Genomic DNA, 21,208 nt, shown 5'->3' with positions numbered 1-21,208 from the left:
TTACATTTTGAAGAAACTGCTACCCATTTTTGTATTATTTGGTTTCCAAATGGGCCATGCACAATTCTTTAAAAAATATTTCTTTTACGAAGGAGAAATCGGTGGCATTACGTCCTTTTTTGTTAAAGATGCAGATGGAGATACCAAAGTAGTCACCGTTGGAGGACTTAGTTTTAGAGGTGGATTGGGAATACATAATGAAGACAACAGTTTGTCATTAGGGCTGAACTCAGGGATAGAGGGAAACTTTAAACATGATACCGGCATACTTCCGGTTTATATCAATAGCAGAGTAATGCTCGGGGACGATACCAACAAAGTCATTCTTGCATTTGGTTACGGAAGAAGCTTTCAAATGGGTCCTGAAAACCTGCACGGTTATTTGAGAAAATATACTATAGGCTTTGCCAATATCACCGACAGGAACAATATGCAAACATTCTTTATAGAGGCCAATAATCACGGTTTCAACTTTCCTGATGATGGATTAGCTGCCAAGACGTTGAATTTTGGATATACTTATACTTTTTTATAAAGCATAAAAAAGGCTGTCATGTGACAGCCTTTTTGTTTTTATTAATGCAGATCGTAACTTGTTAAATATCTTGTTTTGGTTATGTTATCTGTGCTCATTGTGGTAGTTTCATAAATAAGCCCAATATCTTTTGCAAACCAATTTTGACCTGAGATAGTTACGGTTTGTCCATTTACAGTTTCAGTAACAATCAGGGTTGATTTTATAACATTGTTATAAGTGATGCCGCCTAATGTAACACTTACATCCCTTGCTGTAACTTGTCCCTCATAATTTACGTTTGCTACAGTATGTCCTGAAGTTGAGCCGGTATACGTAACTTTTGGCCTCGCTGTACCATTCCAGTTTTCTCCAACCTGAAGATCATCCTGGAACATCTTCATTTCAAACGAGTCTATCGTAATAAAAAGCGAACCCTGAGTTTGTGTAGAAACGGATAATTTCTGATAATAGGAAGCACCTCTTTTATTCATGTAAACCTGCCCATTTACAGAAGGATCAGCATCCGTATCCGTCATTTCATAATAGGTATTTGAGCCAAATTGCTGAGTTCCTATCAGGTTAATTTCGGTTGCATCAACATCATTGGTATACTGCCATTTATTGTTTACTGCCATTGGAAAATAATTTCCGGTTGTGGTTCCATTTGATTCCCCTGATGAACTATCGCTGCTGCACGAAGTCAAAGAAATTGCAGCAACAAATAACAGGCTAAGGGTTTTAAAAGTTTTTTTCATATTTGGATTTTTTAATATTGGTTTCAAATATATACTTTTTGTTTCAAAATCCGCTTTCCGGTTTTGAGTTAAATATTTGAGTATATTTGGATTGCTAACTTATTCATTATTATGGCAAAATCTAATGAATTTACCGAAAAACTGCTCCAACAGGAACTGATAACCGATCCGCAGATGCAATCGATAAGGCAATACGAAGCTTTGGGGATTTTTTCACTCCATAATGAACTTCGTTTTTTGCTTTACCTCGCCGTTTTGCTTTTTACTTCAGGAGTTGGGATCATCATTTATGAAAATATTGACAGCATTGGGCACATTGCCATATTGGCTTTCCTTTTTGCACTTACGGGTGTTGGATTTTATTTTTGCTTTAAAAAAGCCAAAGGTTTCGATAAGGATGAGGTTTTATTTGAAAGTCCGGTTTACGATTATATCGTCTTGTTGTGTACGATTTTGAGCTGTATTTTTATTGGGTATTTGCAGGTTCAGTATAAGGTATTTGGCTTCGGATTGTCAAGTTTGGCCTGTAGCCTGATTGCATTCTTTTGTGCTTATTATTTTGATAATAAAAGTGCCTTATCCATAGCAATTACAGGTTTGGCAACTTTTATAGGAATAACGGTTACGCCCAAAACCTTATTGGAAAACGAAATTTACAGCAATCCAACCCTAACGTATTACGGTTTGGTTTTAGGGATTTTGTTGATTTTGTGGACAGAATATTCGAATAAAATTGCGTTGAAAAAGCATTTTCAATTGGTGTTCCTAACCTTTGCCCAGCATTTGATAGGTATCTGCTGCATTGCGGGAATGCTTGACATTTATTGGCCAATTTTCACCATTTTATTGGCAGCCTCAACCTACTATTTCTACAAAACAAGCTACGAGATACACTCTGCCTTCCTATTTGTGTTCACACTGCTTTATGGATACATTGGGTTTAATATACTGATTTTTAAAATTGTAGCTTCCTTAGATCTTTACGATATTAGTGGGCTTTTAATAATCCTGACTCCAATGTATTTCATTGGCTCCATATTCGGATTCATAAAACTGATTAAAAACTTTAACCGGGAAAAAGCATGATAGTTTATGATAAGCAACTTTTGGAAAATACGTTTTTGCTCGAAGAAACAAAACGGCTGAACGATCAGGGCTTTGTACCGAAAGACCAATTGACAGAAATTAAAAAGCAGTTGCCTGTTTTAAAGAGCCATCACAATATTTTGATTAGGATTGGTTTCTTTATTTTAGGCTGCCTGTTGTTGTCGTCCCTAACCGGAGTAATATCATTGATTACACTCAATTTGGCCGAAAATCATTTTTGGCTGATGCTTTTTATTTATACGGCATTTAGCGTTGTTGGAAGCGAAATATTGACCAAACAACAAAATCAGTTTGGATACGGACTCGACGATGCTTTCATTTTGGGTTTCCAGGGATTTTTTTGTGGCTTGATAGGAGTTGCCACCGAAAGTCCGTTGGCTGCCTTTATTGCCCTTGCTTTTGTCGGATTGGCGGCTTGCATAAGGTATGTCCATACGCTTTCAATATTGGTAAGTTTAATTGGATTAACCGGCGCAATTTGTTATGCGGTATTAGAATTGAAGATAATCGGTTCTGTTTTCCTTCCGTTTGTTTTATTCGTATTGGCTTTGATTCTTTATTTCGTGTATGTAAAAGTCAGTACTTCCAAAAAACACGAATATTATGCAAATCCGCTCCTTTTGCTTCAGGGATTTAGCCTGGTCTTGGGCTATTTTTCAATGAATTACATGGTCGTTCGTGAACTTTCGGAGTCTTTGTTACACTTAACCATCGGCAAAGGACAGGACATTCCGTTTGCGTTTCTGTTTTATGGATTCACTTTTTTGATACCAATATTTTACATTGTTTATTCGCTTTACAGCAAAGACCGACTAATGCTGATTATCGGATTCCTGACTTTTGGTTTTTCGATTTATACCATACGTTTTTATTATCATATACTGCCAATAGAAGGCGCACTACTTTTAGGCGGTATATTGCTTTTTGGCGGAGCTTATTTGGCCATCAGGAAATTAAGGGATAAGGAAACCGGACTGACATTTAAACCAGCAAGAGGTACAAGTGCAGATATTCTTCCTAATATTGAAGCATTGATTGTAAACTCGCAGGTAGATCTGAAATCTATGGAACCGGAAAGCAAAATGCCTTTTGGCGGTGGTGGATTCAGCGGTGGCGGAGCTGGAGAAAGTTTCTAGTTTTTCCTGATGCTGGAAATAATACCGCTTAAAAACCCATTGAAATCAAACTCGGGTTCTTCGGTCAAACCCATTCGAACAATCACTAAATCGTGTGATGGAACTATTGCCACCATTTGGCCCTGGTAACCATTACAGTAAAACATATCTTTTGGAACATCGGGAAAATAACCGCTGGAATTAAGCCAAAACTGGGCACCATACCTTCCATTCGAAGTATTGGTTGGTGTAACTGCATATTTTGCCCAGCTTTCATCAAAAATGGGTTCGCCAAACCAATTTCCTTTATGAAGATAAAGCAATCCAAACTTCGACCAATCACGCGTGGTTGCCCAGCCATAGGAAGAACCTACAAAATTACCGGCCATATCGGTTTCAATCAAAGCGGAGCGCATCCCAATTTTATCAAAAAGGCTGTTGTACCAGAAATCAAGGTATTCCTGATGCGTTTTGAATTGCCTGCGCAAAATCCCGCTAAGCAAATTAGTTGTCCCTGATGAATAATACCAATGCGTATTCGGTTTGTATTTAGCAGGTTTTTCCATTTGTGACTTGCTCATGTCTTCAGCCTGGAACAACATTTTGGTCACATCGGAAATTTTACCATAATCCTCTTCCCACTCCAAGCCCGAATTCATGTGTAGCAAATCGTTGATGGTAATGTTCTTGCGCTCATCATTTGCCCATTCTTTTATAGGTGCAGGTTTCATAATATCGATTTTCCCCTGTTTCTGAAGAATCCCAAAGTAAGTTGCGGTCAAACTTTTAGTCATTGACCAACCCAAAAGTTTAGAATCCTGGCTAAAACCATCTGCATATTTCTCAGCTATGATTTTATCTTTATAAATGACAATTACAGAACGTGTCCGCTTCTTTTTCTGCCCTTTCTTATCAAAGGCATTGGCAACAGATGAATTCAATTTGGCATAATCAATGTTTTTGAAAATGGTGTCCATCCCGCCACCATCACCACGAGGAAAAGGAAGTGATTCCGTATTGGTTGGAAGATTTCTATGCGGAACCAAATAAGGTTTTGCCGCATCAAAATCATCATTGATTAAGGTCGCACCCAAACCCGGACGATAAATCGCTTTGCGCTCTTTCAACCCATAAACCGTTGAGGTAACGAATGCCTGTTTGCCATGGATTTTATTCGTTGCCCAATCCACTTTCGGGATGTCATTGTCTCCCTGTTGGATGGTTTGTAAATTCCTTCCATCAATAAAATGAGCAGACGCAACACTTTTGGCCGAAAAGCCAGAAATTAAATCGAGTTGCGGATAAATGGCAATTCGCAGATAAATAAGGGCAATCAGCAATAAAACAGCAAAGATTTTGAGGAATTTTTTCATAACGATACAATGAAAATGAGGTTGAGTAAATGTAAAAATTATTAACAAGAGTTTGGTAAATTAACAGTTCCAATTTTATTACTTTTGTATTTAGATTTTTTCTAAATAAACAAATGCTAGACATACAGAAAATCAGGGCTGATTTCCCAATTCTTAAGCAACAGGTAAACGGAAAACCGCTCGTGTATTTCGATAACGGTGCGACGTCACAAAAGCCTCAGGTCGTTATTGATACGATTGTAGATTACTATTCACGATATAACGCCAACATTCATCGCGGCGTACACTCCCTGAGCCAAATAGCGACAGATGCTTACGAACAGGCGCGAATCAAAATCCAGAAGCATTTTAATGCCCAACACAATTACGAAATCATTTTTACTTCGGGAACAACCGAAAGCATTAATCTGGTTGCCAATGGCTTTGCCTCCATCCTAAAAAAAGACGACGAAATCATCGTTTCGGCATTGGAACACCACAGCAATATTGTGCCGTGGCAGATGTTGTGCGAACATACTGGCGCTAAATTGTTGGTCATCCCAATGAGTTACGAAGGCGAATTACTGATGGATGAATACCAAAAATTGCTTTCCAATAAAACGAAATTGGTGTTTTGCAACCATGTATCAAATGCTTTGGGAACGATTAATCCAATTGAATTCATCATTGAAAAAGCACATGAAGTTGGAGCCGCAGTCTTGATTGATGGTGCACAGGCATGTCCTCATATCAAACCCGATGTTCAGCAACTGAACGCCGATTTTTATGTAACTTCGGCGCACAAAATGTGTGGCCCAACAGGCGTCGGAATCTTATACGGAAAAGAAGAATGGCTGCGAAAACTGCCACCATACAAAGGCGGAGGCGAAATGATTGCTACAGTGACTTTTGAAAAAACAACCTATGCCGATTTACCGCATAAATTTGAAGCCGGAACACCCAACATTTGCGGCGGAATTGCCTTCGGGACTGCAATAGATTATATGAATGAAGTTGGGTTTGAGAACATTGCCGCTTACGAAAAAGAATTATTGGAGTATGGAACCAAAAGGTTATTGGAACTCGGGAACATCGAAATTTATGGGCCGAAGGATTTGAACAAAAAGGCCTCGGTGATTTCGTTTAACCTCAAAGGAATCCATCCGTACGACGTTGGTACCATTATCGACAAACTGGGAATCGCAGTACGAACAGGGCATCATTGCGCACAACCAATTATGGATTTTTATAAAATTCCAGGTACTATAAGGGCAAGTTTTGCGTTTTATAACACCAGGGAAGAAATCGATATGATGATCGAAGCTTTGAAAAAGGCACAAATGATGTTGGGTTAGTAGCTATTTCCCGCTTTCCACACGTTGCAAATGCGAAGCATTCACCGAACACCTATAAAAAATAAACACTAGGTGAGGTAATCGGGGCTAAAAAACAGAATATGAAAACACTAAGTTTAATTTTATTGACATTGATGATGAGCAAAGGATGCTCCAACCAGGCGCAGAATGATATTGCCAATTCGGTGGTACAATACACGGCCGATACAAGAGGTTTTCATTTGAAGATTATTGTGGTCAATCAAAAAGCGACCATTTCACAAGGAAGAGGAACAGATAATCCTTCGGAAGTTGTTGCCATTTCTGATGCCGACTGGAAGGAATTGGTAACAGAATTCAGCAAACTAAACCTTGAGGAAATCCCAAACCTAAAAGACCCAACCCAAAAACGTTTTCATGACGGCGCAGCAATTGCTAACCTGAAGATACGTTACCAGGATAAGAATTATGAAACGGTTGCCTTTGACCATGGAGTTCCGCCAACAGCAATAGAAAACTTTGTCAAAAAAATAGTTTCATTAGCAAAGGAAAAAGAATGAGCATAAAAGAGATACAGGACGAAATCGTTGACGAATTTTCAATGTTTGACGATTGGATGCAGCGCTATGAATACATCATCGATTTAGGACGGGCATTGCCATTGATTGAAGAACAATATAAAACAGAGGACAATATCATCAAAGGCTGCCAGTCGAAAGTTTGGGTTCATGGCGAACAAATTGGCGACAGGATTGTTTTTACCGCTGATAGCGACGCCATCCTAACCAAAGGCATCATTGCCATCCTGATTCGGGCTTTTTCCAATCAAAAAGCTTCCGATATTTTGGAAGCCGATACGCAGTTTATTGATGACATCGGATTGAAGGAACATTTATCGCCAACACGAGCCAATGGATTGGTTTCAATGATTAAAAAACTTAAAATGTATGCTTTGGCATTCGACGCAAAAAATTAAAAACTATGGAAGAATTTAAAGACGATATCAATTTAGGCGAAAACGTCGTGAAAACCCTAAAAGGCATTTACGATCCTGAAATCCCAGTTGACATTTATGAACTTGGGTTGATTTACGACGTAATGATTAATGAAGATAATGAAGTGAAAGTTTTGATGACTCTAACTTCACCAAACTGTCCTGTAGCGGAAACCCTGCCACGAGAGGTTGAAGAGAAAATCCAAAAAATAGAAACGGTCAAATCATGTGAAGTAGAAATTACTTTTGATCCGCCATGGAGCAAGGATTTGATGAGTGAAGAAGCAAAATTAGAACTGGGAATGCTTTAATCATGCAGGACGAAATCATAAATAAAGTAGCCAATTCTGCGCTTGAAGTTTTCGATTTGGAAGATTATTATCCAAACGGAATCCGAACGCAGCTTGACATTTCACAATGGCTTATGGAAGGTTTTCTTTTGAAGGAAAAAGACTTTCGTGAAGCCTTGAAAAATCATGATTGGAAGCAATATGAAAAACATTTTGTCGCAATCAACTGTTCGACAGATGCCATCATTCCGGCATGGGCAACAATTTTGGTCACGGTCTATTTAGCACCGTTTGCCAAAAAAGTGGTTATGGGAAACCTTGCCGACCTGGAAACTGCCTTGTACCAGGAAATCATTCCAACCTTAGATTTTTCACAATACCAGGACAAACCAGTCATCCTAAAAGGCTGTTCGAAAAAACCGGTTCCTGAAAGTGCCTATATCATGGCAATCCAAAAACTCCAGCCCGTTGCCAAAAGCATTATGTATGGTGAGGCCTGTTCCGCGGTTCCTTTGTTCAAGAAAGCGAAATAGCCTGATTCCATTTGGTTTAGCCGAATGTATTCTTACCTTTGCACGCAAATTTTTAAAATCTAACAAATGAAAAAAATTATACTTAGCATTGCTTTGGCTTTTGCTGTTGCAACTGGTTTTGCTCAGGTAAATGAAAAAGAATTACTTAAGAAAACCGAAGAAGCGGTTGCCAAAATCAAGGAAGAAAAACCAATGGGATGGGAGAAAAAAGGACTGTTTACCGTTTTACTCAACCAGGCGAATTTCAACAACTGGCTTGCTGGTGGACAAAATAGCATTTCTGGAAACGCAGGCCTTAAATACGATTTGAATTATAAAAGCGATACCTGGACCTGGGATAACAAATTCTTCGCCAACTACGGCTTGACAAAACTTCAGGGGCAGGAACTTCAAAAGACAGATGACCGCGTAGAACTCAATTCGCTTTTAGGGAAAAAAGCATCGGGAGAATGGTACTATTCTGCGTTTTTTAACTTTAAGACACAGTTTGATTCGGGCTTTGATCCTGCTGACAACACGATTAAGATTTCACATTTCATGTCTCCGGCTTACTTCCAATTCGGAATCGGTATGCTTTACAAAAAAGATGATAACCTGAAAGTAAACATAGCGCCTGCAACTTCCAAGCTGATTATGGTACACAAACATTTTACCGATTTGGCGCCGGCTTTTGGTGTTGAACAGGGTGAAAGTACGCGTTACGAATTTGGAGCTGCACTGAATGGTTATTACAAATTCAACATGATGGAAAATGTAAGCGCAGAAAACATCCTGAACTTATACACAAACTATTTGGAAGATGCCCAAAACGTTGATATTGATTATACGCTCAACATTGTAATGAAAGTCAACAAATTCATGTCAACCAACTTATCGTTCCAAACGATTTACGACGACAATGCTTTCAGAGGATTCCAAACAAGAGAAGTCATAGGAATTGGTATTAATTACGGTTTCTAATACGAATAAACGCATAATAAAAAGAGCCGATTCAACTCAATGAATCGGCTCTTTTTATTGAGACTTGCCTTGATTATTTTTTAAATCGTTTCTTGGATTGCATGGCAGTGCTTTTAGATGCCATGGCATAAGTCTTCGAAGGAGCTTTTTTCATTTTGTCTGCACAACCAATCCTTGATTCGCAGCCAGTTGAACTTGCCTTGTTTGGCAGTCTGGAAAAAGAAAAAGCTTTTGCACTAAAAAGTATCAGCAAAAACAGGAATAGTTTAAGGGCATTTTTTGGGGTAATTGTAGTAATTGTTTTCATTGGGGTCGAATTTTTAATTATACAGGATAAACCTATTCAAATAAATTCAAATAATCGTTAAAATAGCAATAATAATCGATGAAATGCATTTATTTAATAATTACTAATATATTTTTCCTACTTTGTTCAATAAAAAAACCAGAAGATTATCCTTCTGGTTTTTAGTGTAATTTGATCTATTTTTTATCTAAAGGCCTGTTCAATATCAGCCAATAAGTCGTCAATGTCTTCAACTCCAGTGCTCAATCGAACCAAGTCGTCTGTAATTCCGATTTCCTTTCTCTTGTCTTCCGGAATCGAAGCATGGGTCATCAAAGCCGGATGATTCGCCAAACTCTCAACGCCTCCAAGCGATTCCGCCAAAGTAAACACTTTCAGTTTTTCCAAAAATGAAACCGCGTCTTCCTTTTTGCCCGATTTGAAAGTGAAGGAAACCATTCCGCCAAAACCACTCATTTGCTTTTTGGCAATTTCATGGAAAGGATGATCAGGCAATCCAGGGAAATAAACTTTATCAACGTCGGGATGATTTGCCAAAAAGTTGGCAATCTTCTCCCCATTTTCACAATGTCTTTGTATTCTTAAATGCAGGGTTTTAATACCTCTTAAAACCAGGAAACTGTCCATTGGCCCTAAGGTCGCTCCGGTCGCAAATTGCTTAAAGTGTAACTCATCACCCAACGCTTTGTCCTTTATAATCAAAGCTCCGGCAATAACATCAGAATGTCCACCCAAATATTTTGTCGCCGAATGCATCACGATGTCTGCACCCAAATCCAAAGGTTTTTGAAGATAAGGTGTTGCAAAAGTATTGTCAACAGCAAAAAGGATGTTTTTGGCTTTAGTGATTTTGGAAATTTCCTGAATGTCTGCCAATTTCATCAAAGGATTCGTCGGGGTTTCAACCCAAACCAATTTGGTATTTTCATTGATCAATGACTGGAATTTCGCCATATCATTCATATCCACAAAGTGGAATTTGATGCCGCTGTCTTTGTACAAACGTGTGAATAATCTATAAGTTCCGCCATACAAATCGTCCATGGCAATCACTTCATCACCAGCTTTAAATAAGCGCAACAAGCAATCAGTTGCTGCCAATCCTGATGAAAATGCCAATCCACGTGCTCCATTTTCTATCGAAGCCAAAGCATCTTCCAAAGCCTGTCGCGTTGGATTTGCAGCTCTTGAATATTCATAATCTCCAACAGGTTTTCCGGGAGAAGTCTGTGCATAAGTTGAGGTTTGAAATACAGGAGGCATTACGGCTCCGGTTACTTCTTCATGGTGTTGTCCACCGTGTATGACTTTGGTATTGAATTTCATAGTTGTTTTTTAATTGAATAGTTGTTGTAATCGTGGCAAATGTATTTTATTTTTTTGGAAGCAGAAACTGGTTTAACGTTATATAAACTTTCTAATCTGCATCATGATTCCTGTGTGAACGGCTTCGTGGTAATTGTTGAATTCCATTGCCGATTTGGCACTTTTAATCGTGAAACCCGACATGGTCGTGAATTCGGAATAATTCTTAAAAATGTCGTTTGCAAAATCTTTTTTTGCCTGTTTCAAAGTCGAAAATAACAGTATCTTGATTTCTTCGAGTTCTTCCTGGGTTACGTCATGTTCCGGTTTGGTGCCGCGTTTGTATTGGGCAACCATTTCATCTGAAACCAACATTGGCAGTCCGGAAAGGTTGTAAACCAACATTTGTTGTACCACAATAATATGGGCAATGTTCCAGATTAAGTTGTTGCTGAAGCCTTCAGGGACTTTGTTAAGCTGTTCCAAAGTGTAGTTTTCAAGAAATTTCGAAATCACATTACGGCTCGTCTGATTAATGTCAAAAGTTGAATCCATCGTTTAAATTTTTTGCTAAAATTACTAATTTGGAAATGTATTCCGACGTATTTTTGTTAGATAAAATTTATACCGTAATGCGAAAAATTTACCACCTCAAAACCTGCAGTACCTGTCAACGGATTTTAAAATCTTTGCCAAAGCTGGACACCTTTCAATTGCAGGATATCAAAACCGAACCAATGACGGTAAAGCAAGTCGAGGAAATGCAAAAAATGGCAGGAAGCTATGAAGCACTTTTTAGCAAAAGAGCCACACTTTACAAGGAAATGGGTTTGAAAGACGAGCAACTTTCCGAAGCTGATTTCAAGCGCTATATTTTGGAGCATTACACATTTCTTTCCCGTCCTGTAATCATCGCTGATGATAAGATATTTGTGGGCAACAGCCCAAAAGTGGTGCAACAGGCAATCGACTACCTTTCCAAATGAGCAAGCGAACCTGGGCATTAATTGCCGCCATGATGGTATCTATAATTTACGGGGTTTCGTTTACAATTGCCAAGGACGTAATGCCTGTGTATGTCAAACCATATGGATTTATTTTGGTACGCGTGATTGGCGCCACAATCCTGTTTTGGGCAGTTTCTTTTTTTGGCCCCAAAGAAAAAATACAATTGAATGACTTTCCACGGATAATTGCAGCAGCATTTTTTGGAGTAGCACTGAACATGCTGACTTTTTTCAAAGGATTGAACTATACTTCTCCAATTTCTGCAGCCGTAATCATGGTTACTACGCCAATTATTGTAATGATACTGTCGGCAATACTTATTAGGGAAAAAATGAAAGTACGAAAGATTATTGGGATTTTGATTGGGCTTCTCGGAACGGGATTTTTAATTTTATACGGAAAATCAATCGGCAACGCGACGAATGCCTCGCTGGGAAATCTGTTGGTTTTCATCAACGCGGTTTCGTATGCCTTTTATCTGATTATTGTCAAAAAACTGATGGATAAATATAACGCATTTACATTCGTCAAATGGATTTATACTTTTGGTTTGCTGATGGTTTTGCCTTTTGGTTTTAAGGAATGCCAGGAAATCCAATGGCAAACAATACCAACACACATTCTTTGGGAAATTGTGTTTGTTGTAGTCTTTACAACGTTTCTGACCTATTTGTTCAATCTGGTTTCGATGCGCGAATTAAAGCCCACAACGGTTGCGGTTTTTATTTACCTGCAGCCACTTTTTGCCACTATTTTTGCCATTGGTTTAGGAAAGGACGAGCTGACATTGGTCAAAATAATTTCGGCTGTTTTGATATTTCTTGGAGTTTATTTGGTAACACAAAAAGTAAAAACCAACTCGTAATTTTCCTTATATTTGAAGTCTATTAAAATACACCATGATACAATCAATGACTGGTTTTGGGAAAGCGAGCCTGCAATTACCAACCAAAAAAATTACCGTAGAAATCAAATCGCTAAACTCTAAAGGTTTAGATTTAAATACCCGAATGCCTTCTGTTTTCCGTGAAATGGAATTGGGTTTGCGCAACCAGCTTTCGCAAAGACTCGAGCGTGGCAAAATTGATTTTTCACTTTATGTGGAAGTTACAGGCGAAGAAACATCGTCAAAAATCAATGTGCCGATTGTGCGGGGTTATATCAACCAGATGAAAGCGGTAATACCAAATGCGGATGAAACCGAATTGATGAAAATGGCCGTAAGAATGCCTGATGCCTTGAAGACAGAGCGCGACGAAATTGACGAGAATGAATGGAAGCAAATCCAGACTGTAGTGGATGAAGCCATGGAAAATATTGCACAGTTCAGAAAAGACGAAGGCGTTGCATTGGAAAAGGAATTCCTGCACCGCATTGCCAATATCATGACGTTGATGAACAATGCGGTTTCGTATGATACCGAAAGAGTGGAAACTGTGAAAACACGTTTACGGACAGCGCTTGACGAACTAAAGGAAAATGTAGACGAAACCCGTTTCGAACAGGAATTGATTTTTTACCTAGAAAAATACGACATCACCGAAGAGAAAGTGCGTTTGGAAAACCATTTGAATTATTTCATTGAAACTTTGGCAGGAACAGAAGCCAACGGAAGGAAGTTGGGCTTTATTACCCAGGAAATGGGACGTGAAATCAATACGATGGGTTCTAAATCCAACCACACCGAAATGCAGAAACTGGTGGTGATGATGAAGGACGAACTGGAGAAAATCAAGGAACAGGTTTTGAACGTTTTGTAAAATGGCAAAAAGTATAGCATTCTTACTGTTGATTTCAATTACTATGTATTCCCAGCAATGCAAAATCAACATTGAGCGCTATCAGGTCAAGGATAAGCTTTTATACGGAATGATTGATGACAGATATGCCATCACCATGTATTTGAAATATGCCGCTTCCTCAGGCGACCATGTAAGTGTTTATTCGGTCAAAGGCTGGTACCAGTACGACAATGTAAAAACACATATTCCCATAGTTGGCATTTATGATTTTTCAAACGGACTGACGTTGTATTCGCTGAAGGATAAATCATTGGAAAAGAAGATTGCCGACTTTGATATTCCGGGTGACTTTGTCTGGGGTAAGATTGAATACATGAGGGAACTACAGGATTTCGATGAGAAATTCACCATTTCGAATGAGGAAAGCAATAATAAATGGACCAACAAAAAAAGGGAATTAAAGCTCAAAATGTCAAATATCCAGGATCTGTCTTTTGAGAATAGTTATGGCTTTTTGAAATTAGACAATAAAACCTATATCAACTTAGACGATTATTCCATTAACTATTCCCATCTGGAAGTTATCAATTGCATAAAAACTAAAACAGAAACAAAAATCCTTCTGAAATATGAAGAAGGAGGCAATCCAAATGTGCAGGGAATGTGTGGCGCAGCGGAGGATTTTGGATACATCATCCTAAGCTTTGATTCGACAAACAGCCTGAACTATAAGGAAGAAGAGGAAGTTGAATTCTGCCGTGGGAATATTTACTCGGAAGAAATTGAATCCAATGACAAAAACGTATTGAAGTTTAAAATAACCGATTCGAGTGGAGAAAAAGAAGTCAACAGAAATCTTACTGTCGATACCAAATCAATCGCTTTTATTAAAGAAAAATAACAATGAACGGAAAATTATTAGTATTCTCAGCACCATCAGGCTCAGGAAAAACAACCATAGTCAGGCATTTATTGGCACAACCCGAATTGAACCTCGAGTTTTCGATTTCGGCAGCAACACGTGAATTACGCGGCGAAGAAGTGCACGGAAAGGATTATTACTTTATGTCGATTGAAGAGTTTAAAAAACACATCAAGGCTGATGATTTTATCGAATGGGAAGAAGTATACCGCGATAATTTCTACGGAACATTGAAAAGCGAAGTGGAACGCATTTGGGCCAAAGGCAAAAACGTGATTTTTGATATTGATGTTTCCGGCGGATTGCGTATCAAGCATAAATTCCCTCAGGAAACTTTAGCGGTATTTGTAAAACCGCCAAGCGTTGACGAATTGAAACGCCGTTTGAAAGAACGTTCAACCGAAACCGATGACAAAATAAACATGCGTATCGCCAAAGCCCACGTCGAACTGGCAACAGCACCACAGTTTGATACCATCATCAAGAACTATGATTTGGATATCGCCAAAGCCGAAGCTTACGAGTTAGTAAAGGAATTTGTAAAGAAATGAAAATAGGCCTCTATTTCGGAACATTCAACCCAATCCACATTGGACATATGATCATTGCCAACCATATGGCAGAGCATTCCGATTTGGACCAAATCTGGCTGGTGGTTACGCCTCACAATCCACACAAACAGAAAAGCACGCTGCTCGATGATTACCAGCGCTTACACATGGTAACTGTCGCCACTGAGGATTTTACCAAAATCAAACCTTCAGACATCGAGTTTAAACTGCCACAACCCAATTATACCGTGAATACATTAGCGCATTTGGAAGAAAAATATCCAAAGCATGAGTTTGCCTTAATCATGGGCGAAGACAACCTGAATTCGCTCCATAAATGGAAAAACTACGAAGTGATTTTACAAAACCACGATATTTATGTGTACCCAAGGTTAAACGCCGGTGAAATGGATGAACAGTTTGTGAACCACGCCAAAATCCATCGTGTGGGTGCACCGGTTATCGAGCTTTCATCGACCTTTATCCGCGAAAGCATCAAGAACAAAAAAAATGTAGCACCAATGCTGCCTCAAAAAGTTTGGGAGTATATTGACAGTAGTGCGTTTTATAGAAAATAGATTAAAAATAATAGAACAAATATCATTTTAAAATCAGTATTTTTGAATGAGTTAAAATGTTTACCTTCATGAATAAATCTCCAAAATTTGCCGTGATTGGCGGTGGAAGCTGGGCAACAGCCATTGCAAAAATGCTTTGTGTCAACCTTGACGAAATTGCCTGGTACATGCGAAATGAATCGGCAATTGACCATATAAAAACCCAAAAGCATAATCCCAACTATTTAAGCTCGGTTGAATTTGACATCACCAAATTAAGGCTGACGTCAAACATCAACGAAGCGGTTGAATATGCGGATTATATCATTTTTGCAATTCCATCAGCTTTCCTTAGTGCCGAATTGGCAAAGTTGACAGTAAGCTTAAAAGACAAGGTCATTTTCTCAGCAATTAAGGGAATTGTTCCTGAAACCTCGCTGATTGTTGGCGAGCATTTCAACAAGGAATACGATATTCCGTTTGATAATATTGGTGTAATTACCGGTCCATGCCACGCCGAAGAAGTAGCATTGGAAAGGCTTTCCTATCTGACGATTGCCTGCGGTGATGCAGATAAGGCCAAAGTGGTAGCCAAAGTGCTTTCAGGGAATTACATCAAAACCAAAATTTCAGATGACATCATCGGGACTGAATATGCCGCAATGCTCAAGAACATTTATGCCATTGCAGCCGGAATTGCACACGGTTTGGGTTACGGCGACAACTTCCAGTCGGTGATTATGAGCAATGCCATCCGCGAGATGAAAAAGTTCATACGCAAAGTACACAAAATGAAACGCAACATCAATAACTCGGCTTACCTTGGCGATTTGCTGGTGACAGGTTATTCGGTCTTTTCAAGAAACCGTATGTTTGGGAATATGATTGGAAAAGGCTATACCGTCAAATCGGCAATGATGGAAATGTCAATGGTTGCCGAAGGCTATTATGCAGTGAAAAGTGCCTATAAGCTCAATCAGGATTATAAGGCCAAAACCCCAATCATTGATGCTGTTTACGAGATTTTATACGAAGGAAAGGAAGCCAAGAAAGTATTTAAGAAACTAACAGAAAAACTAGATTAACCTATGAACGAAAGATGGAAATATCAAATTAAGACAGGTGTGCCTTTCGGCATTATCATGCCTATTATAATGACTTTATTTGACTGGTATGGAACTTCGGCAACATTCCTCGAAGCCTTCATAAGTGTAAAGTTTTTGACAAAATTTGTTATTTTTATGACAGTCGGTATTTTCCTGATAGGTTATTCCAATTGGAGGGAACACAATAAAAACCAGGAATACAACAAGCAGAAATAGCTTATCTCACAATTACGCCATCCACAAACAAAATAGGAACTTCTTCCACATAATCCGGAGTGATGGATTGTGCCTTGAAGATGAATTTCTTATCATACAACGTATTCCCGATAAAGTACGTCACCATAAATTCGTTATTAAGCCGGAGCACACTGGTTTCGACCATCTCTATTTTAACCACAGAAACCGAAGGAACCTGCATGAATGCGTGGCGTAAAAGCGACGTTTTTTTCATTTCCCCATCAAGAGTGCCAAAAGCCTGCGAAACGACCATTACCGAGTCTAAATCGAAGTCAGAATCGTTAACCAGATACACATACCAAACCTTTTCCATAAAATCGTCACTCCATTCCTGAACGGCAGCAAGGAAAACGTTTTCAACTTTTGGTATTTCGATGTCTTTTTTCAATTGTAAATTTTTAGGAGCTTGTTCCCGCTTTTCACTATATCTTTTGCTTCGCAAAAGGATACCGTTACAATCGGGGCTAGGGTTTTAGTTATATGCTCGACTTAAACTGCTCTAAGAAACGCACATCGTTTTCATAGAACATTCGGATATCGCCAATTTGGTACAACAACATCGCAATACGCTCAATTCCCATTCCAAATGCAAATCCGTTATATTCTTCAGGGTTGATACCACAGTTTTTCAAAACATTTGGATCTACCATTCCACAACCCATGATTTCCAGCCAACCTGTTCCTTTAGTGATACGGTAATCGGTTTCGGTTTTCAAACCCCAATAAATATCAACCTCAGCACTTGGTTCCGTAAACGGGAAATAACTTGGCCTCAAACGGATTTTTGATTTGCCAAACATCTCTTTGGTGAAATATAAAAGCGTCTGCTTCAAATCGGCAAACGAAACATCCTTGTCAATATACAAACCTTCAACCTGGTGGAAAATGCAATGCGAACGCGAAGAAACGGCCTCATTCCTGAAAACCCTTCCCGGTGAAATCGTACGGATTGGCGGTTTGTTGTTTTCCATATAACGCACCTGAACCGATGAAGTATGCGTTCGTAACAAAACATCAGGATTGGTCTGGATGAAAAAAGTATCCTGCATATCACGCGCCGGATGGTATTCCGGTAAGTTCAACGCGGTAAAATTATGCCAATCGTCTTCAATTTCCGGACCTTCAGAAACGTTGAATCCAATGGTTGAAAAAATATCGATGATTTGGTTTTTTACGATTGAGATTGGATGACGCGAACCAATGACTGCAGGTTCCGCAGGACGTGATAAATCGCCATAGAAACCTTTTACCTCTTCCTTGCTTTCCAATTCTTCCTGGATAGCTTTTACTTTTTCCTCAGCAACCGTTTTCAGCGTATTGATTACCTGGCCAAAATCCTTTTTCTGGTCGTTAGGAATATTCTTGAATTCGGTGAAAAGCTCTTTCAACAAGCCTTTGCTTCCCAAATATTTAATACGGAAATTTTCAAGGGCTTCCTTGTTTTTGGTGTTGAAAGCTTTAGCTTCTTCGATATGTTCTTTAATCTTGTCTATCATCGCTCATTTTGTAAAGATGCAAATTTAGGTTTTTTTGGTGATTAGTAAAGCGCAATTACTGAATTACCTCTTTTTCGAGAAAATAATTTACAATCGCTTCCTTCATCAAAACCGATTGTTCACCGGCTTTTAATGCAGGTAATTCTTCCTTCACTTTGTAATGCGGCCAGCCGTCCTTATCCACAAAATCAAATTCGTAGAAACCATAAGGCTCCAGCAAACGGCAAATGGCAATATGCATCAGGTTCAGCTTTTCATCCTTTTTGAAGGTTTGATGCAGCTTTCCCAATTCCTGTACTCCGATTAAATATATGATTGCGTCCAGGTCCAATTCATCTCCATCAGCAAACTGATTGGAAAGGATTTGCACGACATTGTCCCAGCGGTTTTTTAATTGTTCGTCTCTTGACATTTTTGAGAGTTATGAGTTATGAGTTTTGAATTATGAGTTCAAAATCATGCAAAGATAACAAAGCTAAGAGCTAAAAGCTGACAGCTAAATGCTAATTCTTGATTTCCTTAATCGCGCTGTCTTCAATCCAGCCTGTAGTTTCGTCGGTAAGTTCCACTTTTTTCCAGTTGGCAATGCTTTCCAGGATGTAGACTTTTGTTCCTTCGTGGAGAACAGTCGCTTCCTGTCCTGTTGCTTTTGGCTCGCTTTTCAGCGGAGCGTTTTCAGCAAAAACAATGGCCGGCCTTTCATTTTCATTACGGCCTTTTTCATAAAAACCTGAGGCAGCACTTAAGAAAATCCCAACCAGCAAAACAAACATTCCAATAAAGTAAATTCGCTTGAAGGCAGTTCGCTGCGAAAAATAATAACCCACAAAAAACAGTAAAAACAAAAATGCAAAGCTTACGGCAATCCAAGCCCAGGTATCATAGTAATACTTTGATGTAAAGTCAGAAAGCAGTTTGTTGAAGCCAACTTTTGGGATGACTTTGATGTCATCAATTGCCATTTTGCGGGCAAACTCCAAATTGGTTTTGATTTCGGAATCATTTGGGCTCAGCAATAAAGCTTTTTCGTAATTGTAAATCGCCGGTGCTACTTTGTGCAGTTTGTAATAGGAATTTCCAAGGTTGAAATACAATTCCGCAGATTGTTTCCCCGAACTTACGACACTTTCATAACTCGAAATCGCAGCTTCATAGTTTTCCTTTTCGTAGAACTTGTTTCCCTGTTCAAAAGCAGATTGTGCCCAAAAAACCTGAGAAACGAATAACAATAAAATCAATAGCTTCTTCATCATTTCAATTGTTTTTCAAGTTCAGAAATAATTTCCACAGCCTTGTCATAATCCTGTTGGATGGCCGATTCGGAAGCATAGGCATAACGTGCCAATTCGCAGTTTTCCGTCAAATGGATAAACTCTGAAACCGTAGTTTCATTTGCTTTTCGCGAAAGCAGTAACTCGGTTATCTTTTCCTTGCTCATTTCCGAAGTTTCAATATGGAGTTTGGCTTTCAGGAAATTGTGCATCGCTTTTTCAAGGGCAATATAGAAAGGCTCTTTGTCGCCCAGATGTTTTTTGGCTTCGCCCAAATATTTTTTTGCCAAAGCATTCGACCTTCTGATCCTGTTTCCTGCAATATCATTGTCAGCTGCTTCTTTCCTGCGTTTGCCAATAATCAAAAACGGAATGGCTAAAAATGGTAAAAATACCAACGAATAAAACAAACCTGAACCTAAGAAATCATCTTTCTGCATCGGTTGTAAGGATGTTTTTTGCTTGATATAGGCAAAAGATTTGGCAACTTCAAGTTTGGTTTTTGCCACATCATTCGGGTTGGTTTTTCCGCTACTCGCCACACTTGGGCCATCCAAAACAGTAACCGTTATCGGTTGGGATGAGATGGTTTTATAGCTTGAAGAACCCAAATCGAAATACGTGAAATGCAATGGCTTGATTTGGTAATTCCCTTTATATTGTGGAATTATGGTGTATTTATCCGAAATCCTTCCGGTCATTCCGGTTAGTGGCGTCGATACATTTTCGTCGTGCACCGGATCATACATTTCCAATGCGGAAGGCATTACAGGTTTAGGCAGCGTAAACAACTTTAGGTTTCCGGTTCCGACAACGCTAACGTCAATGTCAAAAGATTCTCCGTTTTTCAACAGCGTTTTGGATGGTTTTACCTTGAAGTCAAATCGGCCCACAGCTCCTGAGAAATCTTCGGGTTTTCCTTTTTCAGGTAAGGCACGCACATTGATGACTTTGCTTCCTGCCGAAACACGTTTGCTGTCTTCGGTCATTAGGGTTTGGCCCCAAAAATTCCTTCTGTTGGTTGGAACCTGGCAGTCAATGTCCAATGAAAGAGGCTCGATCTCCAGTTTGCCCGATTTCTGAGGATAAAGCACCGTTTTCCTCAGCACAACATAACGATAACGCTCGCCTTTGAAAGTACCGTCTTCGGCTTTGAGTTGTTTGATATCGATGTTCTGGCTCCAGAAATCATTGTATTTTGGTTTGTTCAGCTCACGCCAATTTGAGATTCCGATGTTGTAGCTGAAATACAGTTTGTAAACAACAGTGATGGGTTCGTTGAGGTACGGATTGGCTTTCGAAATATCGGCAACCAGGTAAATGTTGTCGTCGGCATTTATTGCCGGAGCCTCATTTGGATCTTTTGGCATTTCAACGGCATTGGTAACGTTAATCCTGATGGGCGATGTTTTATAAATCTGGCCGTTGATTTCAATCGATGCCTGCCTTAAGGTCAAACTTCCTTTTTGTGTAGGCAGTAAAATGTAAATGTATGATTTGTTGAACGAGCTTCTTCCATTGACCCACGATTGGCTAACCGACTGGCTTGGTCCGCCAACAACCCTGAAACCACAGGCCTCAAAGTTGGGAGCAACAAAATTATCGCCATCAGCATTCATCGTAAAATCAACCCGAAGCCGCTCATTGACTCCCAAAGAGTTCTTGCTCACCTTTGCCTCAAACTGAACCTGGGCAAAAAGCGAATTCGTGATTAAAAATAATAAAATCAGTATCCTTTTCATTTTCAAA

At 39.2% G+C, this 21,208-nt stretch carries 27 protein-coding genes; 17 read left to right on the top strand and 10 right to left on the bottom strand.

The genetic code is table 11. From position 1 onward, the window contains the following. Positions 1 to 7: 7 nt before the first annotated feature. Entirely contained in the window at positions 8 to 535 is a 528-nt protein-coding gene (locus tag L1S31_RS03870) for a hypothetical protein (RefSeq protein ID WP_236462421.1), read from the top strand. Positions 536 to 576: 41 nt separating this feature from the next. Here the strand turns inward: L1S31_RS03870 and L1S31_RS03865 are convergent, their stop codons facing one another. Next, positions 577 to 1,272, bottom strand: a complete 696-nt coding sequence (locus L1S31_RS03865) for a hypothetical protein (protein WP_236462417.1) — start codon at positions 1,270 to 1,272, stop codon at positions 577 to 579. A gap of 111 nt (positions 1,273 to 1,383) precedes the next feature. On the opposite strand from L1S31_RS03865, the gene L1S31_RS03860 reads away from it, so the two are divergent. After that, positions 1,384 to 2,358 carry a DUF2157 domain-containing protein gene (locus L1S31_RS03860; protein ID WP_236462414.1) on the top strand — a complete coding sequence of 325 codons (975 nt, stop codon included), beginning with the start codon at positions 1,384 to 1,386 and terminating at the stop codon, positions 2,356 to 2,358. After that, positions 2,355 to 3,515 (top strand): hypothetical protein, encoded by a 1,161-nt coding sequence (locus L1S31_RS03855; protein ID WP_236462411.1) that lies wholly within the window; start codon positions 2,355 to 2,357, stop codon positions 3,513 to 3,515. Before L1S31_RS03860 ends, L1S31_RS03855 begins: the two co-directional genes overlap by 4 nt. Here the strand turns inward: L1S31_RS03855 and L1S31_RS03850 are convergent. After that, the gene (locus L1S31_RS03850) at positions 3,512 to 4,867 is read right to left on the bottom strand and encodes a serine hydrolase domain-containing protein (RefSeq protein WP_236462408.1); all 1,356 of its coding nucleotides are present in this window, start codon (positions 4,865 to 4,867) and stop codon (positions 3,512 to 3,514) included. The two genes, L1S31_RS03855 and L1S31_RS03850, sit on opposite strands and share 4 nt — an antisense overlap. A 113-nt stretch (positions 4,868 to 4,980) precedes the next feature. On the opposite strand from L1S31_RS03850, the gene L1S31_RS03845 reads away from it, so the two are divergent. From L1S31_RS03845 to L1S31_RS03820, 6 genes are all read left to right on the top strand, one after another. Further along, entirely contained in the window at positions 4,981 to 6,201 is a 1,221-nt protein-coding gene (locus L1S31_RS03845; RefSeq protein WP_236462406.1) for an aminotransferase class V-fold PLP-dependent enzyme, read from the top strand. Positions 6,202 to 6,302: 101 nt separating this feature from the next. Continuing rightward, positions 6,303 to 6,740, top strand: a complete 438-nt coding sequence (locus L1S31_RS03840; protein WP_236462403.1) for a hypothetical protein — start codon at positions 6,303 to 6,305, stop codon at positions 6,738 to 6,740. Continuing rightward, positions 6,737 to 7,156, top strand: coding sequence for a SufE family protein (locus L1S31_RS03835; protein ID WP_236462399.1), 420 nt, complete (start codon positions 6,737 to 6,739; stop codon positions 7,154 to 7,156). The genes L1S31_RS03840 and L1S31_RS03835 overlap by 4 nt, the downstream gene beginning before the upstream one ends. A gap of 5 nt (positions 7,157 to 7,161) precedes the next feature. Next, complete coding sequence (locus L1S31_RS03830) at positions 7,162 to 7,485, top strand: SUF system Fe-S cluster assembly protein (RefSeq protein WP_236462396.1); 324 nt, start codon at positions 7,162 to 7,164, stop codon at positions 7,483 to 7,485. Between the two features lie 2 nt (positions 7,486 to 7,487). After that, complete coding sequence (locus L1S31_RS03825) at positions 7,488 to 7,997, top strand: DUF2480 family protein (protein ID WP_236462394.1); 510 nt, start codon at positions 7,488 to 7,490, stop codon at positions 7,995 to 7,997. Positions 7,998 to 8,063: 66 nt separating this feature from the next. Beyond that, positions 8,064 to 8,957, top strand: a complete 894-nt coding sequence (locus L1S31_RS03820; RefSeq protein WP_236462391.1) for a DUF3078 domain-containing protein — start codon at positions 8,064 to 8,066, stop codon at positions 8,955 to 8,957. Between the two features lie 73 nt (positions 8,958 to 9,030). On the opposite strand, the gene L1S31_RS03815 is transcribed toward L1S31_RS03820, so the two are convergent. The 3 genes from L1S31_RS03815 to L1S31_RS03805 form a co-directional block, all read right to left on the bottom strand. Continuing rightward, positions 9,031 to 9,264, bottom strand: a complete 234-nt coding sequence (locus tag L1S31_RS03815) for a hypothetical protein (protein ID WP_236462387.1) — start codon at positions 9,262 to 9,264, stop codon at positions 9,031 to 9,033. A gap of 183 nt (positions 9,265 to 9,447) precedes the next feature. Beyond that, on the bottom strand, positions 9,448 to 10,590 hold the full coding sequence (locus L1S31_RS03810; RefSeq protein WP_236462384.1) for a cystathionine gamma-synthase: 1,143 nt from the start codon (positions 10,588 to 10,590) through the stop codon (positions 9,448 to 9,450). 78 nt (positions 10,591 to 10,668) lie between these two features. Further along, positions 10,669 to 11,124 (bottom strand): DinB family protein, encoded by a 456-nt coding sequence (locus tag L1S31_RS03805; RefSeq protein ID WP_236462381.1) that lies wholly within the window; start codon positions 11,122 to 11,124, stop codon positions 10,669 to 10,671. Positions 11,125 to 11,201: 77 nt separating this feature from the next. Here L1S31_RS03805 and L1S31_RS03800 point away from each other — a divergent pair, with 77 nt between their 5' ends. The 8 genes from L1S31_RS03800 (at position 11,202) to L1S31_RS03765 (ending at position 16,671) form a co-directional block, all read left to right on the top strand. Next, on the top strand, positions 11,202 to 11,555 hold the full coding sequence (locus L1S31_RS03800; protein ID WP_236462378.1) for an arsenate reductase family protein: 354 nt from the start codon (positions 11,202 to 11,204) through the stop codon (positions 11,553 to 11,555). Beyond that, positions 11,552 to 12,442, top strand: coding sequence for a DMT family transporter (locus tag L1S31_RS03795; RefSeq protein WP_236462375.1), 891 nt, complete (start codon positions 11,552 to 11,554; stop codon positions 12,440 to 12,442). The genes L1S31_RS03800 and L1S31_RS03795 overlap by 4 nt, the downstream gene beginning before the upstream one ends. A 34-nt stretch (positions 12,443 to 12,476) precedes the next feature. Then, the gene (locus tag L1S31_RS03790; protein ID WP_236462371.1) at positions 12,477 to 13,337 is read left to right on the top strand and encodes a YicC/YloC family endoribonuclease; all 861 of its coding nucleotides are present in this window, start codon (positions 12,477 to 12,479) and stop codon (positions 13,335 to 13,337) included. A gap of 1 nt (position 13,338) precedes the next feature. Further along, entirely contained in the window at positions 13,339 to 14,220 is an 882-nt protein-coding gene (locus L1S31_RS03785) for a hypothetical protein (protein WP_236462369.1), read from the top strand. 2 nt (positions 14,221 to 14,222) lie between these two features. After that, on the top strand, positions 14,223 to 14,792 hold the full coding sequence (gmk, locus tag L1S31_RS03780) for a guanylate kinase (RefSeq protein WP_236462366.1): 570 nt from the start codon (positions 14,223 to 14,225) through the stop codon (positions 14,790 to 14,792). Further along, positions 14,789 to 15,370, top strand: coding sequence for a nicotinate (nicotinamide) nucleotide adenylyltransferase (nadD, locus tag L1S31_RS03775; RefSeq protein ID WP_236462361.1), 582 nt, complete (start codon positions 14,789 to 14,791; stop codon positions 15,368 to 15,370). The genes gmk and nadD overlap by 4 nt, the downstream gene beginning before the upstream one ends. A gap of 68 nt (positions 15,371 to 15,438) precedes the next feature. Next, positions 15,439 to 16,434 carry an NAD(P)H-dependent glycerol-3-phosphate dehydrogenase gene (locus L1S31_RS03770; protein ID WP_236462358.1) on the top strand — a complete coding sequence of 332 codons (996 nt, stop codon included), beginning with the start codon at positions 15,439 to 15,441 and terminating at the stop codon, positions 16,432 to 16,434. Between the two features lie 3 nt (positions 16,435 to 16,437). After that, positions 16,438 to 16,671, top strand: a complete 234-nt coding sequence (locus tag L1S31_RS03765; protein WP_236462355.1) for a hypothetical protein — start codon at positions 16,438 to 16,440, stop codon at positions 16,669 to 16,671. Between the two features lies 1 nt (position 16,672). Here the strand turns inward: L1S31_RS03765 and L1S31_RS03760 are convergent, their stop codons facing one another. The 5 genes from L1S31_RS03760 to L1S31_RS03740 all read right to left on the bottom strand — a co-directional run bounded on the left by L1S31_RS03760 (position 16,673) and on the right by L1S31_RS03740 (position 21,201). After that, positions 16,673 to 17,080, bottom strand: a complete 408-nt coding sequence (locus tag L1S31_RS03760) for a hypothetical protein (protein ID WP_236462352.1) — start codon at positions 17,078 to 17,080, stop codon at positions 16,673 to 16,675. An 88-nt stretch (positions 17,081 to 17,168) separates the two neighbouring features. Beyond that, positions 17,169 to 18,188, bottom strand: a complete 1,020-nt coding sequence (locus L1S31_RS03755; protein ID WP_236462350.1) for a phenylalanine--tRNA ligase subunit alpha — start codon at positions 18,186 to 18,188, stop codon at positions 17,169 to 17,171. A 55-nt stretch (positions 18,189 to 18,243) separates the two neighbouring features. Continuing rightward, positions 18,244 to 18,600 (bottom strand): hypothetical protein, encoded by a 357-nt coding sequence (locus L1S31_RS03750; protein WP_236462347.1) that lies wholly within the window; start codon positions 18,598 to 18,600, stop codon positions 18,244 to 18,246. Between the two features lie 91 nt (positions 18,601 to 18,691). Continuing rightward, positions 18,692 to 19,441, bottom strand: coding sequence for a tetratricopeptide repeat protein (locus L1S31_RS03745; protein WP_370637849.1), 750 nt, complete (start codon positions 19,439 to 19,441; stop codon positions 18,692 to 18,694). Further along, positions 19,438 to 21,201: a BatD family protein gene (locus tag L1S31_RS03740; protein ID WP_236462345.1), complete on the bottom strand. Its 1,764-nt coding sequence runs from the start codon at positions 21,199 to 21,201 to the stop codon at positions 19,438 to 19,440. Before L1S31_RS03740 ends, L1S31_RS03745 begins: the two co-directional genes overlap by 4 nt. Between the last annotated feature and the right edge of the window lie 7 nt (positions 21,202 to 21,208).

The sequence above is a fragment of the Flavobacterium wongokense genome, from assembly GCF_021608265.1.
In the GTDB taxonomy this organism is placed as follows: Bacteria; Bacteroidota; Bacteroidia; order Flavobacteriales; family Flavobacteriaceae; genus Flavobacterium; species Flavobacterium wongokense.
This window is presented reverse-complemented; position numbering and strand designations above follow the sequence as displayed.